The organism is Streptomyces sp. NPDC041968 (assembly GCF_055589025.1).
In genome coordinates this window covers 476,489-492,161 of the sequence record NZ_JBVJCB010000001.1, presented here as the reverse complement: position 1 = coordinate 492,161, position 15,673 = coordinate 476,489, and the positions used below count along the sequence as shown (strand labels likewise).

General features: G+C 70.3%; 10 protein-coding genes. 7 read left to right on the top strand and 3 right to left on the bottom strand.

Going from position 1 to position 15,673, the window contains the following annotated elements; all coding sequences use genetic code 11:
* Nucleotides 1–37: 37 nt before the first annotated feature.
* Together ACZ6EG_RS02230 and ACZ6EG_RS02225 are read right to left on the bottom strand one after the other, a co-directional pair.
* The gene (locus ACZ6EG_RS02230) at nt 38–898 is read right to left on the bottom strand and encodes a phosphatase PAP2 family protein (RefSeq protein ID WP_391967755.1); all 861 of its coding nucleotides are present in this window, start codon (nt 896–898) and stop codon (nt 38–40) included.
* Nucleotides 899–982: 84 nt separating this feature from the next.
* Nucleotides 983–2,017 (bottom strand): LacI family DNA-binding transcriptional regulator, encoded by a 1,035-nt coding sequence (locus tag ACZ6EG_RS02225; protein WP_356610669.1) that lies wholly within the window; start codon nt 2,015–2,017, stop codon nt 983–985.
* Between the two features lie 378 nt (nt 2,018–2,395).
* Between ACZ6EG_RS02225 and ACZ6EG_RS02220 the strand changes: the two genes are divergently transcribed.
* From ACZ6EG_RS02220 to ACZ6EG_RS02190, 7 genes are all read left to right on the top strand, one after another.
* The gene (locus tag ACZ6EG_RS02220) at nt 2,396–3,667 is read left to right on the top strand and encodes an extracellular solute-binding protein (RefSeq protein WP_391967754.1); all 1,272 of its coding nucleotides are present in this window, start codon (nt 2,396–2,398) and stop codon (nt 3,665–3,667) included.
* A gap of 115 nt (nt 3,668–3,782) precedes the next feature.
* Nucleotides 3,783–4,787: a carbohydrate ABC transporter permease gene (locus ACZ6EG_RS02215; RefSeq protein WP_469600790.1), complete on the top strand. Its 1,005-nt coding sequence runs from the start codon at nt 3,783–3,785 to the stop codon at nt 4,785–4,787.
* A 13-nt stretch (nt 4,788–4,800) separates the two neighbouring features.
* A complete protein-coding gene (locus ACZ6EG_RS02210) occupies nt 4,801–5,715 on the top strand; it encodes a sugar ABC transporter permease (protein ID WP_391967752.1) in 915 nt (304 codons plus the stop codon).
* A gap of 123 nt (nt 5,716–5,838) precedes the next feature.
* Nucleotides 5,839–7,521 (top strand): glycoside hydrolase family 13 protein, encoded by a 1,683-nt coding sequence (locus ACZ6EG_RS02205; protein ID WP_469600786.1) that lies wholly within the window; start codon nt 5,839–5,841, stop codon nt 7,519–7,521.
* A 135-nt stretch (nt 7,522–7,656) separates the two neighbouring features.
* Entirely contained in the window at nt 7,657–9,030 is a 1,374-nt protein-coding gene (locus tag ACZ6EG_RS02200) for an alpha-amylase (RefSeq protein ID WP_469600784.1), read from the top strand.
* 161 nt (nt 9,031–9,191) lie between these two features.
* Entirely contained in the window at nt 9,192–14,597 is a 5,406-nt protein-coding gene (pulA, locus tag ACZ6EG_RS02195) for a pullulanase-type alpha-1,6-glucosidase (protein WP_391967749.1), read from the top strand.
* A gap of 50 nt (nt 14,598–14,647) precedes the next feature.
* Nucleotides 14,648–15,001 (top strand): 5-carboxymethyl-2-hydroxymuconate Delta-isomerase, encoded by a 354-nt coding sequence (locus ACZ6EG_RS02190; protein ID WP_391967748.1) that lies wholly within the window; start codon nt 14,648–14,650, stop codon nt 14,999–15,001.
* Nucleotide 15,002: 1 nt separating this feature from the next.
* Here the strand turns inward: ACZ6EG_RS02190 and ACZ6EG_RS02185 are convergent, their stop codons facing one another.
* Nucleotides 15,003–15,668 (bottom strand): TetR/AcrR family transcriptional regulator, encoded by a 666-nt coding sequence (locus tag ACZ6EG_RS02185; protein WP_391968278.1) that lies wholly within the window; start codon nt 15,666–15,668, stop codon nt 15,003–15,005.
* Nucleotides 15,669–15,673: the final 5 nt, after the last annotated feature.

Genomic DNA, 15,673 nt, shown 5'->3' with positions numbered 1-15,673 from the left:
CCGTACGCCCCGCCCCGGCGCGCCGCCGCGCCCGCGGCTAAGCCCGCGTCGGCAGCCAAGCCCTCCGCCGCTCGGCCCCCGGTACCGTCCGGGGCAGCGCGTGCGGCAGCGCCCCGTACCAGAGCCCCGCCACCGCGTACCCGAACCCCAGGCACAGCACACCGCCCACCGCGTCCAGCCAGAAGTGGTTGGCCGTGGCGACGATCACCACGAGCGTGAGCGCCGGGTAGAGCAGTCCCAGCACCCGCACCCACGGCACCGACGCCAGCGCGAAGATCGTCAGCCCGCACCACACCGACCAGCCGATGTGCATCGACGGCATCGCGGCGTACTGGTTCGACATGTTCTTCAGGTCCCCGGAGGCCATCGACCCCCACGTCTCGTGGACCATCACGGTGTCGATGAAGTGCCCGCCGTTCATCAGGCGCGGCGGCGCCAGCGGATACAGGTAGTAACCGACCAGGGCGACTCCCGTGGTCGCGAAGAGGACCAGCCGGGTCGCCGCGTACCGCCCGGGATGACTGCGGTACAGCCACACGAGGACACCCAGCGTCACCACGAAGTGCAGCGTGGCGTAGTAGTAGTTCATGCCGACGACCAGCCAAGTCACCGAGTTCACGGCATGGTTCACGGACTGTTCGACGGCGACGCCGAGTTGCTGCTCCAGGCGCCAGATCCAGTCGGCGTTGCGCAGGGCCTGGGTGCGCTGCTCCGGCACCGCGTTGCGGATGAGGGAGTACGTCCAGTAACTGAGCGCGATCAACAGGATCTCGAACCACAGCCGGGGTCGGCGCGGTGCGCGGAGCCGGCGCACCAGGCCCCGCCCCGTCGACTCCGTGACGGGGTGCCGAACGCCCTCTTCCCGGCGTTCCGGAGTCCTCACGGTCACGTCACCCATAGGCATGAAGTCTGCCAGAAAAGCCCTGTCCCACCGATCATCCCTCGGGAGGATCCGAGCCGCATCCGGCCACTACGGGTGGCGTCAGGACCGGTTCCGGTCGCCCGGCGCCGACGCCGTCGACCCGCGCACCACCAGTTCCGGCATGAACACGAACTCGCTGTGCGGCGCGGGTGTCCCGCCGATCTCCTCCAGCAGCGTGCGCACCGCCGCCTGCCCCATCGCCGGGACCGGCTTGCGGACGGTCGTCAGCGGTGGGTCGGTGAAGGCGATCAGCGGCGAGTCGTCGAAGCCGACGACCGAGATGTCCTTCGGCACGTCCAGGTCGCGCTGCCGGGCCGCCCGTATCGCGCCCAGCGCCATCATGTCGCTGGCGCAGACCACCGCGGTGCAGTCGCGCTCGATCAGGGCTGTGGCGGCCGCCTGGCCGCCTTCGAGCGTGTACAGGGAGTGCTGGACGAGTTCCTTCTCGACGGTCTCGGCGCTCAGGTCCAGTTGCTCCTGGACGGTGCGGACGAATCCCTCGATCTTGCGCTGCACCGGTACGAACCGCTTCGGCCCGAGGGCCAGCCCGATGCGGGTGTGGCCGAGCGAGACGAGGTGCGTGACCGCGAGGCTCATCGCGGCGCGGTCGTCGGGGGAGATGAACGGCGCCTGCACCTTCGACGAGAACCCGTCGACGAGGACGAAGGGCACGCCCTGCGCGCGCAGCCGCTCGTAGCGCTCCATGTCGGCGGTGGTGTCGGCGTGCAGCCCCGAGACGTAGATGATGCCCGCGACCCCGCGGTCGACCAGCATCTCCGTCAGCTCGTCCTCCGTGGACCCGCCCGGGGTCTGGGTGGCGAGGACCGGCGTGTAGCCCTGGCGGGTCAGCGCCTGGCCGATGACCTGGGCCAGCGCCGGGAATATCGGGTTCTCCAGCTCCGGGGTGATCAGCCCGACCAGGCCCTCGCTGCGCTGCCGCAGCCGCACGGGACGCTCGTAGCCCAGCACGTCGAGCGCGGCGAGCACGGACTGGCGGGTGGTGGCGGCGACGCCCGGCTTCCCGTTGAGGACGCGGCTGACGGTCGCTTCGCTCACGCCCGCCTGGGCGGCGATGTCGGCAAGCCGTGTGGTCACAGGGGTGGACTGTACCTGTCGGCCGCCGCCTTGCCCACCGATCGGACGCCGTGGACGGCCTGTTGGACGGCCCGGCGCCGGCTGCTGCGTCATCGCGCTCCCTCGAGAAAGTGGCGGCAAGAGCTTGCAGAGTCTTGCACAACCGGCCCGATACCGCTCGGCCCCCGTAAACAAGCGTCTCACGACGGTCGCCAACAGGTCACGCACGGATAACTTCGGAGATCTCTTGCACTTTTTTGCTGCAAGACCTTTCGCCGTGCTTGCCACGCTGTTACGTTCACGTCGCCCGACGGCAGCAACGGCGCGGTCGGTGTCGGCAGGAGCGGCGGACGGGCCCGCACCCTGCACCACACGGGCTTTCACCCTCAAGGAGAACTCATGCGGCGTGGCATAGCGGCCACCGCTCTGGTGGCGTCCCTCGCCCTCGCGGCGACGGCGTGCGGCGGGGACGGCGACAGCGACAGCGAGTCCGGCGGACCGGTCACCATCACTTACTGGGACACCTCCAACGCGACCAACGAGGCGCCGACCTACAAGGCCCTGGTCAAGCAGTTCGAGGCCGCCAACAAGGACATCAAGGTCAACTTCGTCAACGTCCCCTTCGACCAGGCGCAGAACAAGTTCGACACCGCCGCCGGTTCCAAGGGTGCCCCCGACGTGCTGCGCTCCGAGGTCGGCTGGACCCCCGCCTTCGCCAAGAAGGGCTTCTTCCTGCCGCTGGACGGCACCGAGGCCCTCGCCGACCAGGCCGAGTTCCAGCCCAACCTGATCGAGCAGGCCAAGTACGAGGGCAAGACCTACGGCGTCCCGCTGGTCACCGACACCCTCGCCCTGGTCTACAACAAGGCCCTGTTCGAGAAGGCCGGCGTCGAGGTCCCCAAGACCTGGGACGACCTGAAGAAGGCCGCCGCCACCATCAAGGACAAGACCGGCGCCGACGGCTACTGGGGCTCCACGGCCGGCTACTACGGGCAGCCGTTCCTGTACGGCGAGGGCACCGACACGGTGGACGCCGAGGGCAAGAAGATCACCGTGAACTCGCCCGAGGCCAAGAAGGCCTACGCCACCTGGCAGGGCCTGTTCGACGGCAAGGGCCTGCACAAGGCCGACACCACCGCCGACGCCTACGCCCACATCCAGGAGGCGTTCGTCAGCGGCAAGGTCGCCTCGATCATCCAGGGCCCGTGGGAGATCACCAACTTCTACGCGGGCTCCGCCTTCAAGGACAAGGCCAACCTGGGCATCGCCACCGTCCCGGCCGGCTCCACCGGCAAGGCGGGCGCGCCGACCGGCGGCCACAACCTGTCGGTCTACGCCGGCTCGGACCAGGCCCACCAGGAAGCCGCGCTGAAGCTGGTCAACTTCATGACCTCGGCGAAGTCCCAGGAGACCATCGCCCTGAAGAACTCCACGCTGCCCACCCGCGACGACGCCTACACCGACAAGGTCAAGGCCGACCCGGGCATCGCCGGCTACCAGACGGTCCTGCCCGCCGCCCAGCCGCGGCCGGCGCTGCCGGAGTACGGCTCGCTGTGGACCCCGCTGGACGAGCAGCTGCCCCAGATCGCGGGCGGCAAGAAGTCCCTGGACGAGGGTCTGGGCGACGCCGAGACCGCCATCGCGAAGCTGGTGCCGGACTTCAGCAAGTGAGTCCGCGTGGCCGCCGGGTCCCCCACCGGAGGGGAGGGACCCGGCGGCCACCGGCCTGAGCGCCGCACCCCCTCGAACCTCCCGCTCGTCCCGATGCATCCGAAGGTGTCGAACCATGACAGTCGCCATCGACCGCGCGACCGGCAAGCGCCGCGGTGACCGCACCCCGCGGCCCGGCCTCGGCCGGCGTCTCAAAGACGGCTACCAGAAGCACTGGTACGCCTATGCCATGATCGCGCCGGTGGCCGTCGTGATCGGCGTCCTCGTGCTGTACCCGCTCGGGTACGGCCTGTACCTCACCCTCACCGACGCCAACAGCCTCAACACGGGGCGCACGATCGGCGTCAACGAGATCGAGGCCACCTACAAGTTCGTCGGCCTGGACAACTACGCCGACATCCTGTGGGGCCCCACCGCCTACGACCGCTTCTGGTCCCACTTCATCTGGACCATCGTGTGGACGGCCGTCTGCGTCGGCCTGCACTTCTTCATCGGCCTTGGCCTCGCGCTGCTGCTCAACCAGAAGCTGCGCGGCCGGACCCTCTACCGGCTGGTCCTGGTCCTGCCGTGGGCCGTGCCCACCTTCGTGACGGTCTTCGGCTGGCGCTTCATGCTCGCCGACGCCGGCATCGTGAACTCCGCCCTGGACTGGCTGCACCTGCCGACCCCGGCGTGGCTGGAGGACACCTTCTGGCAGCGGTTCTCCGCGATCATGGTGAACACCTGGTGCGGTGTGCCGTTCATGATGGTCTCGCTCCTCGGCGGCCTGCAGTCCATCGACAACAGCCTCTACGAGGCCGCCGAGATGGACGGCGCGAGCGCCTGGCAGCGCTTCCGCTACGTCACCCTGCCCGGCCTCCGGGCGGTCAGTTCCACCGTCGTGCTGCTCGGCATCATCTGGACCTTCAACCAGTTCGCCGTGATCTTCCTGCTGTTCGGCAACACGGCCCCCGAGGCGCAGATCCTCGTCACCTGGGCGTACCAGCTGGGCTTCGGCCAGCAGCCGCGCGACTTCGCGCAGTCCGCGGCCTACGGCATCCTGCTGCTGGCCATCCTGATCGTCTTCACCTCCTTCTACCGCCGCTGGCTGAACCGCAATGAGCAGCAGCTCGCGAACTGAGGCAGGAGCCACCATGAGCACCACGACCGCCCCGGCGTCCGCCCCGGCCGAGCAGACCGGCACCGCTCCCGACGCCCGGCCGCGCAAGGTGCGCGGCCGCGGCGAACGCAGCCGCGCCGCGTCCCTCGCCTCCCACGGCATCCTGACCGTCGCCAGCCTGATCGCACTCTTCCCGGTCGCCTGGCTGGTGTACCTGTCGCTCGGCCCGGACAAGGACGACTACCTGCACCCCGGGCGCATCTGGTCGAAGATGACCCTGGACAACTACGCGTTCGTCCTCCAGCACACGAACTTCTTCGACTGGCTGAAGAGCTCGCTGATCGTCTCGCTGGGCACCACGGTCATCGGCGTGATGGTCGCCGCCACCACCGGCTACGCCGTCTCGCGGATGCGCTTCCCCGGCTACCGCAAGCTGATGTGGGTCCTGCTGGTCACCCAGATGTTCCCCATCGCCGTCCTGATCGTGCCGATGTACCAGATCCTGTCCGAGCTCCAGCTCGTCGACAGCTACCTCGGCCTGATCCTCGTCTACTGCTCGACCGCGGTGCCGTACTGCGCCTGGCTGCTCAAGGGCTACTTCGACACCATCCCCTTCGAGATCGACGAGGCCGGACGCGTCGACGGCCTGTCCCCCTTCGGGACCTTCTTCCGGCTGATCCTGCCGCTGGCCCGGCCGGGCCTCGCGGTCGCCGGCTTCTACAGCTTCATCACGGCCTTCGGCGAGGTCGCCTTCGCCTCCACGTTCATGCTGAGCGACACGAAGTACACCTTCGCGGTGGGACTCCAGAGCTTCGTCAGCGAGCACGACGCACAGCGCCACCTGATGGCCGCCACCGCGGTGCTCGTCGCCATACCCGTCTCCGCCTTCTTCTACCTCGTGCAGAAGAACCTGGTGACCGGCCTCACCGCCGGCGGCACGAAGGGCTGACGCCCCCCTCGGAACGTCCGGCCGCGGTGCCCATCCGACCCCGCAGCACCGCGGCCGGCCGCATCCCCTCGTCGCCCCCACCCACGCCTTCCTGACCGGAACCCGTCACATCACAAGGACGCCATGAGCCAGCAGCACTCCGCCGCACCGGCCCCCACCTCCGCCACCGCCACCGTCGCGGGGCGCCGCGACTGGTGGCGGGACGCGGTCATCTACCAGGTGTACCCGCGCAGCTTCGCCGACAGCAACGGCGACGGCATGGGCGACCTGGAGGGTGTCCGCACCCGTCTGCCGTACCTGCGCGACCTGGGCGTGGACGCCGTGTGGCTCAGCCCCTTCTACGCCTCCCCGCAGGCGGACGCCGGTTACGACGTCGCCGACTACCGGGCCGTCGACCCCATGTTCGGCAGCCTGCTCGACGCCGACGCGCTGATCCGCGACGCCCACGGGCTCGGCCTGCGGATCATCGTCGACCTGGTCCCGAACCACTCCTCCGACCAGCACGAGTGGTTCAAGCGCGCCCTCGCCGAGGGCCCCGGCTCCCCCTCCCGGGACCGCTACCACTTCCGCCCCGGCAAGGGTGCGAACGGTGAACTGCCCCCCAACGACTGGGAGTCGATCTTCGGTGGCCCGGCCTGGACCCGGGTGACGGAGCCCGACGGCACCCCCGGCGAGTGGTACCTGCACCTCTTCGCCCCCGAGCAGCCCGACTTCAACTGGGAGCACCCGGCCGTCGGCGACGAGTTCCGCTCGATCCTGCGCTTCTGGCTGGACATGGGCGTCGACGGCTTCCGCATCGACGTCGCCCACGGCATGGTGAAGGCCGAAGGGCTGCCCGACCTTGGATCCCACGAGCAGCTGAAGCTGCTGGGCAACGATGTCATGCCGTTCTTCGACCAGGACGGCGTCCACGACATCTACCGGCAGTGGCGGCTGATCCTGGACGAGTACTCGGGCGAGCGCATCTTCGTCGCCGAGGCGTGGACCCCGACCGTCGAGCGCACGGCGAACTACGTCCGCCCCGACGAACTGCACCAGGCCTTCAACTTCCAGTACCTGGGCACCCACTGGGACGCCGAGGAGCTGCGTACGGTCATCGACCGCACGCTGGACGCCATGCGCCCCGTCGGCGCCCCCGCCACCTGGGTCCTCTCCAACCACGACGTCACCCGCCACGCCACCCGCTTCGCCAACCCGGCGGGCCTCGGCACCCAGATCCGGCTGGCCGGCGACCGCGCGCTGGGCCTGCGCCGGGCCCGCGCCGCCACCCTGCTCATGCTGGCCCTGCCCGGCTCGGCCTACGTCTACCAGGGCGAGGAACTGGGCCTGCCGGACGTCGTCGACCTGCCCGACGAGGTGCGCCAGGACCCGGCGTACTTCCGCGGCGCCGGCCAGGACGGCTTCCGTGACGGCTGCCGGGTGCCGATCCCCTGGACGCGCACGGGGTCGTCGTACGGCTTCGGCGACGGCGGCAGCTGGCTCCCGCAGCCGGCCGGCTGGGGCGAGCTGAGCGTCGAGGCGCAGACCGGCGAGAGCGGCTCGACCCTGGAGCTGTACCGCGCCGCGCTCGCCGTCCGCCGCGACCACGCCGACCTCGGTGCGGGCGACGCGGTGGAGTGGCTGCGGGCCCCCGAGGGCGTCGTCGCCTTCCGGCGCGGCGAGTTCGTGTGCGTCGCCAACACCACCGGCGAGTCGGTGACGGTCCCGGCGCACGGACGGGTCCTGCTGGCCAGCGGTGAGGTGACCGAGGCGGACGGCGAGGCGAAGGTGCCGGCCGACACGACGGTGTGGTGGTCAGCCGCCTGACGGCCCCTCAGGAACAAATTTCCTTCAATCTCGTACGGCCCGCTGCCCAATCGGGTGGCGGGCCTTTAACATCTGCGTCACCGAAATCTTGCTGAAGATTTCAGCAAGAACCTTCAACGACGAAGGAACCCCCACATGGCACGCAGAGCCCTCACGGCAGCCGTCGCCCTCGCGGCGGCTGCTGTTGTCATGCACCCGACTGGCGCCCAGGCCTCCCCACCTGGCACCAAGGACGTCACCGCCGTCCTCTTCGAATGGAACTTCGCCTCCGTCGCCCGGGAGTGCACCCGCACCCTCGGCCCCGCCGGCTACGGATACGTCCAGGTCTCCCCGCCCGCCGAGCACATACAGGGCGGGCAGTGGTGGACCTCCTACCAGCCCGTCAGCTACAAGATCGCCGGGCGGCTCGGCGACCGCGCCGCCTTCAAGAACATGGTCGACACCTGCCACGCGGCCGGGGTGAAGGTCGTCGCCGACGCCGTGGTCAACCACATGTCCGCGGGCAGCGGCACCGGCACCGGCGGGTCGTCGTACGGCAAGTACGACTACCCCGGCCTCTACTCCTCGTACGACTTCGACGACTGCCGCTCCCAGATCAGCAACTACCAGGACCGGTACAACGTCCAGCACTGCGAGCTGGTCGGCCTCGCCGACCTCGACACCGGCGAGGACTACGTCCGCGGGAAGATCGCCGGCTACCTGAACGACCTGCTCTCGCTCGGCGTCGACGGCTTCCGCGTCGACGCGGCCAAGCACATCCCGGCCGCCGACCTCGCGAACATCAAGTCCCGGCTGAGCAATCCGGGCGTGTACTGGAAGCACGAGGTCATCCACGGCGCCGGGGAGGCGGTCCAGCCGACCGAGTACACCGGCAGCGGCGACGTCCAGGAGTTCCGCTACGCCTACGACCTCAAGCGCGTCTTCACCAACGAGAACCTCGCCTACCTGAAGAACTACGGCGAGGGCTGGGGGTACATGGGCAGCGGCGTCTCCGGTGTCTTCGTCGACAACCACGACACCGAGCGCAACGGCTCCACGCTGAACTACAAGGACGGCGCGAACTACACCCTCGCCAACGTCTTCATGCTGGCCTGGCCCTACGGCGCCCCTGACGTGAACTCCGGCTACGAGTGGTCCAACCACGACGCCGGCCCCCCGAACGGCGGCCAGGTGAACGCCTGCTGGCAGGACGGCTGGAAGTGCCAGCACGCCTGGCCCGAGATCAGATCGATGGTCGCCTTCCGCAACGCCACGCGCGGCCAGGCGGTCACCAACTGGTGGGACAACGGCAACGACGCCATCGCCTTCGGGCGCGGCAGCAAGGGCTACGTCGTCGTCAACCACGAGCCGGGCGCGCTCACCCGCACCTACCAGACCTCGCTGCCGGCGGGGACGTACTGCGACGTCCAGAGCAACAGGCCGGTGACCGTGAACGGTTCGGGCCAGTTCACCGCCACGCTCGGCGGCAACACGGCGCTGGCGCTGTACGCCGGCAGGTCCGCCTGCTGAACGGGCGGACGGGGCAGGGGTCGTGGGAGTTCGTGAAAGTTCTTTCCGTTACTTTCACGACCCTTGCCGCAACTCTTGCGACAGCGCTACCGTCTCGCCGGGGTCGGACCCGATCGAGCCGTCGTCGCAAGGAGCTCACGCCCGTGATACCGAGCAGGCCGGTGCCTGACACGCGCCGCACCACACGAGCGAGAAGGGTCGCGGCCGTCACCGTGGCCGCGCTCGCCGCAGCCCTCCTCCCACCCCTCGCCGCGCGGGCCGACGCCCCGCCCCCGCCCCCGTCGGACGCGAAGCTCGCGCAGGCCGCCGCCCGGCACGACCTCACCCGCGAGCAGTTCTACTTCGTCCTGCCGGACCGCTTCGCCAACGGCGACACCCGCAACGACAAGGGCGGCCTGACCGGCACCCGCCTCACCACCGGCCACGACCCCACCGACAAGGGCTTCTACCAGGGCGGCGACCTCAAGGGCCTCACCGACCGGCTCGACTACATCAAGGGCCTGGGCACCACCTCCATCTGGATGGCGCCCCTCTTCAAGAACCAGCCCGTGCAGGGCACCGGGGAGAACGCCTCCGCCGGCTACCACGGCTACTGGATCACCGACTTCACCCAGGTCGACCCGCACTTCGGCACCAACCAGGACCTCAAGAACCTCATCTCCAAGGCGCACGCCAAGGGCATGAAGGTCTTCTTCGACGTCATCACCAACCACACCGCCGACGTCGTCGACTACGAGGAGAAGTCCTACGGCTACCTCTCCAAGGGCGCCTTCCCGTACCTGACGAAGGACGGCGAGCCCTTCGACGACGCCGCCTACGCCGACAAAGCCGACGGCTCCGGCCGCTTCCCGCGGGTGGACGCGGGTTCCTTCCCCCGCACACCGACGGTCCCGGCGGCCAAGAGGAACCTCAAGGTCCCCGCCTGGCTCAACGACCCCGCCATGTACCACAACCGGGGCGACTCCACCTGGGCCGGCGAGTCCACGACCTACGGCGACTTCTCCGGCCTCGACGACCTGTGGACCGAGCGGCCCGAGGTCGTCGACGGCATGGAGAAGATCTACCAGCGGTGGGTCAGGGACTTCGGCATCGACGGCTTCCGCATCGACACCGTGAAGCACGTCGACATGGAGTTCTGGACCCAGTGGGCCACCGCGCTCGACGCGTACGCCGCGAAGAAGGGCCGCGAGGACTTCTTCATGTTCGGCGAGGTCTACTCCGCCGACACCGCCGTCACCTCCCCGTACGTCACCCAGGGCCGCCTGGACTCCACGCTGGACTTCCCCTTCCAGGACGCGGCCCGCGCCTACGCCTCCCAGGGCGGCAGCGCGCGGAAGCTCGCCGCGGTCTTCGGTGACGACTGGAAGTACACGACCGACAAGGCCAACGCCTACGAACAGGTCACCTTCCTCGGCAACCACGACATGGGCCGCTTCGGCACCTTCCTGAAGCAGGACGACCCGGACGCCACCGACGCCGAACTGCTGAAGAAGGGCAGGCTCGCCAACGAGCTGATGTTCCTCAGCCGCGGCAACCCGGTGATCTACTACGGCGACGAGCAGGGCTTCACCGGCGCCGGCGGCGACAAGGACGCCCGCCAGCCGATGTTCGCCTCCCGCACCGCCGACTACCTGGACGACGACCAGCTCGGCACCGACCGCACCCACGCCGAGGACGCCTACGACACGCGAGCACCGCTCTACCGGCAGATCAGTGCTCTCGCCAAGCTGCGCAAGGCCCACCCCGCCCTCGCCGACGGCGTCCAGACCGAGCGCCACGCGGCCGACGGCGCCGGCGTCTACGCCTTCTCCCGTACCGACGCCCGCAGCGGCACCGAGTACGTCGTCGCCTTCAACAACGCCGGTGAGGCGAAGACCGAGACCTTCCCGACCGGTTCGGCCGGCATGACCTTCCGCGGCCTCTACGGCACCGACGCCACCGTGCGCTCCGGCGCCGACAGGAAGGTCACCGTCACCGTCCCCGCCGGCTCCGCGATCGTCCTCAGGGCCGCCGGCAGGCTCGCCGAGCCCGCCACCGCCCCGACGATCACCCTCACCGCCCCCGAGCCCGGCGCCACCGGCACCGTCGAGCTGTCCGCCGACGTCACCGGCGGGCAGCTGAACCGCGTCGTCTTCGCCGCCCAGACCGGCAACGGCACGTGGCGCACCCTGGGCTCCGCCGACCACGCCCCCTACCGGGTCACCCACACCGTCGGCGAGGACACCCCGGCCGGCACCGCCCTGCGCTACAAGGCGGTCGTCGTCGACTCGACCGGCCGCACCGCCGGCGCCACGGCCGCGTCGACCACCGGCACCCCGCCCGTCGAGCAGCCCCCCACCGCCGTCTCCCGCGACCACGCGATCGTCCACTACCAGCGCGAGGACGGGAACTACGACGACTGGGGCCTCTACGCCTGGGGCGACCTCGCCGAGGGCGAGGCCACCGAGTGGCCGGACAGCCACCCCTTCACCGGCCGCGACGCCTACGGCGCCTTCGCCCACGTCAAGCTGAAGCCGGGCGCCACCGACGTGAACTTCCTGGTCATCGACAAGGACGGCAACAAGGACGTCACCGCCGACCGCACCATCGACGTCACCCGCACCGGCGAGGTGTGGATCGAACAGGGCGAGGAGCGGGTCGTCACGGAGCGCCCCGAGTACCCCGCCCAGGACACGACCAAGGCGGTCCTCCACTACCAGCGCGCCGACGGGGACCTCGACGGCTGGGGCCTGCACGTCTGGGGCGGCGCCGCGCACCCCACCGACTGGTCGAAGCCCCTGGCGCCGGTACGGACCGACCCCTACGGCGCCGTCTTCGAGGTCCCGCTCGCCGAAGGCGCGACCAGCCTCAGCTACATCGTCCACAAGGGCGACGAGAAGGACCTGCCCACCGACCAGGTCCTGGACCTCGAAGCCGTCGGTCACGAGGTGTGGCTGCTGGGCGGCGAGGAGAAGTACCTGCTGCCGCAGCCCGCGGGCTCCGCGGCCGCCGTCGACCTCACCACCTCCGAGGCGGTCTGGATCGACCGGAACACCGTCGCCTGGAACGGCTCCGAGGGCGCCGCCTCCACCCAGCTGCTGGCCTCCCGCACCGGCTCCATCAAGGCCGCGAACTCCACTCTGACCGGCGACGACGAACAGTGGCTCCGTTTGACGGGAACCACCCTCACCGACGCCCAGAAGGCGAAGTACCCGCACCTGAAGGAGTACACCGCCTGGTCCGTCGACCCGCGTGACCGCGACCGGGTGCGCGAGGCCCTGCGCGGACAGGTCGTCGCCTCCCAGCGCACCGCCGACGGCGCCGTCCTGGCGGCCACGGGCGTGCAGATCGCCGGCGCCCTCGACGACCTGTACGCGGCCGGCGCGACGAAGGCCGCCCTCGGCCCCACCTTCCGCCACGGTCGCCCCACGCTGTCCGTGTGGGCGCCGACCGCGCAGCACGTGTCCCTGGAGATCGACGACCGCACGGTCCGGATGCGGCGCGACGACGCCACCGGCGTCTGGTCCGTCACCGGCCCGATGTCCTGGAAGGGCGAGGACTACCGCTACGCCGTGAAGGTGTGGGCGCCCGACGCCGGCGAGGTCGTCACCAACAAGGTCACCGACCCCTACTCGCTCGCCCTGACCACCGACTCCGAGCGCTCCCTCGTCGTCGACCTGGGCGACCGCTCCCTCGCCCCGCGCGGCTGGGAGAGCTACGACAAGCCCGCGGCCGTACCCCTGCGGGACGCCCAGATCCAGGAGCTGCACATCCGCGACTTCTCCGTCGCGGACCGGACGGCGGACGCCCGCCACCGGGGCACCTACCGCGCCTTCACCGACCAGGACAGCGACGGCTCGAAGCACCTGCGGGAGCTGGCGGAGGCGGGCACCTCCCACGTCCACCTCCTCCCCGCCTTCGACATCGCCACGATCCCCGAGCGGAAGTCCGACCAGGCCACCGTCGACTGCGACCTGGCCGCGCTCCCGGCCGACTCCGACAAGCAGCAGGAGTGCGTGGCGAAGGCGGCGGCGAAGGACGCCTACAACTGGGGCTACGACCCGTACCACTACACGGTCCCCGAGGGCTCCTACGCCACCGACCCGGACGGCACCGCCCGCACGGTCGAGTTCCGCGAGATGGTCAAGGCGCTCAACGACGACGGTCTGCGGGTCGTCATGGACGTCGTCTACAACCACACGGCGGCGAGCGGCCAGGCGAAGACCAGCGTCCTCGACCGGATCGTCCCGGGCTACTACCAGCGGCTCCTCGCCGACGGCTCGGTGGCGAACAGCACCTGCTGCGCGAACACCGCCACCGAGCACGCCATGATGGGCAAGCTCGTCGTCGACTCGGTCGTCACCTGGGCCAAGGAGTACAAGGTCGACGGCTTCCGCTTCGACCTCATGGGCCACCACCCGAAGGCCAACATCCTCGCGGTCCGCAAGGCGCTGGACGCGCTGACCCTCGCGAAGGACGGCGTCGACGGAAGGAAGATCATCCTGTACGGCGAGGGCTGGAACTTCGGCGAGATCGCCGACGACGCCCGCTTCGTCCAGGCCACCCAGAAGAACATGGCCGGCACCGGCGTCGCGACCTTCTCGGACCGGGCCCGCGACGCCGTGCGCGGCGGCGGCCCCTTCGACGAGGACCCCGGCGTCCAGGGCTTCGCCTCCGGCCTGTTCACCGAGCCCAACGGCTCCGAGGCGGGCGGCACCCCGGCCGAGCAGCGGGCCCGCCTGCTGCACTACCAGGACCTGATCAAGGTCGGCCTCTCCGGCAACCTCGCCGGCTACACCTTCACCGACACCAGCGGCAAGGAGGTCAAGGGCTCCGAGGTCGACTACAACGGCGCCCCCGCCGGATACGCCGAGGCACCCGGCGACGCCCTCGCCTACGCCGACGCGCACGACAACGAGACGCTCTTCGACGCGCTCGCCTTCAAGCTGCCGAAGGACACCTCCGCCGACGACCGGGCCCGTATGCAGGTCCTCGCCATGGCGACCGCCGCCCTCTCCCAGGGCCCCGCGCTCTCCCAGGCGGGCACCGACCTGCTGCGCTCCAAGTCGCTGGACCGCAACTCCTATGACAGCGGAGACTGGTTCAACGCCGTCCACTGGAACTGCGCCGACGGCAACGGCTTCGGCCGCGGCCTGCCCCCGGCCGCCGACAACCAGGACAAGTGGCCCTACGCCAAGCCCCTGCTGAGCACGGTGAAGACCGGCTGCGCGCAGATCACGGGAGCCTCCGCGGCCTACCGGGACCTGCTGAGGATCCGTACGGGCGAGAAGGACTTCTCCCTCGCCACGGCGGGCCAGGTGCAGTCCCGGCTCACCTTCCCGCTCTCCGGCGAGCAGGAGACGCCCGGCGTGATCACCATGCGCCTCGGTGACCTGGTGGTCGTCTTCAACGCCACGCCCGAGCGGCAGCACCAGCGCGTCGAGGCGGCGGCCGGAACCGGCTACCGACTGCACCCGGCGCAGGCGTCCGGAACCGACCCCGTCGTGAAGAAGGCCGCCTACGCGCGGGAATCGGGCACCTTCACGGTCCCGGCCCGCACCGTGGCCGTATACACCCGCGCGGGCTAGCGGGACGCTGCGGTTAGGGTGCTCCTGTCCGCCGTAGAACAGGAGCACCCATGCCGCAGATCACCGTCGAGCGTTCCGCGTCCCTCGACGACATCGACTGGGAGGAGTTCGCGCTCGCCCTGCACCCGGTGGTCGTCGACACGGCCGCCGCGCGGCTGGAGGCGTGCAAGACGCGGATCCTGCGCAGCGAGGACGAGGCCGTCGGGGGCGAGCGGGAGCGGCACGCCATCGTGAACGTCTCGATCGCCCTGCTCGCCGGACGCTCCGACGAGACCAAGGCGCGGCTCACCGAGGCCGTGGTGGAACTGCTGCGGGGGCACGTCAAGCCCCGGGACGGGGTCACCCTGCACCTGTCGGCCGAGGTGCGCGACCTCGACCCGTCCTACCGCAAGGCCGAGGTCTGAGCTACGACGCCAACGCGATCAGCCGGCCGACCAGGTCCCCGAACGGGCCGTCGGCCGGCTCCTCGGCGAGGACCCGGCGCAGCAGCGCGCCCATCTCCTCGTCGTGGGCGGCGCTCACCGCGGTCAGCGCGGCGAAGTCGTGCACCAGCTGGGTCTCCAGCTCGGCGCGCGGGATGCGACGCCCGTCCAGCCAGATCAGGGCCGTCGACTCGGCCAGCGAGATCCAGGAGCGGACGACCAGTTCGAGACGCGCGGGCGGGTCGGCGACGTCCAGGTGCGAAAGGATCTGGACATACGCGGCCTGCCGTACGGAGTCCACGAGGGCGTTCGTCGTGGAGCTGCCGACTGCCGGACCGCCGCGCATCAGCGCCGAGAACCCGGGGCCGTGCTCGTCGACGAAGTCGAAGTAGCGGCCCATCACCCGCAGCAGCCGCGCGCCCAGCGGACCCTCCCGCGGCTCCACGAACCGGGCCGCGAGATCGTCCGAGGCACGCTGCAACGCGGCCTCGTACAGGCTGAGTTTGCCGGGGAAGTAGTGGTACACGAGCGGACGCGAGATGCCCGCGGCCGACGCTATCTCGTCGATGGAGACCTCGTCGGGCGAGCGGCGGCTGAACAGCTCGAGCGCGACGCCGATCAACTGCCGCCGCCGCTCCTCGACGCCCATTCTGC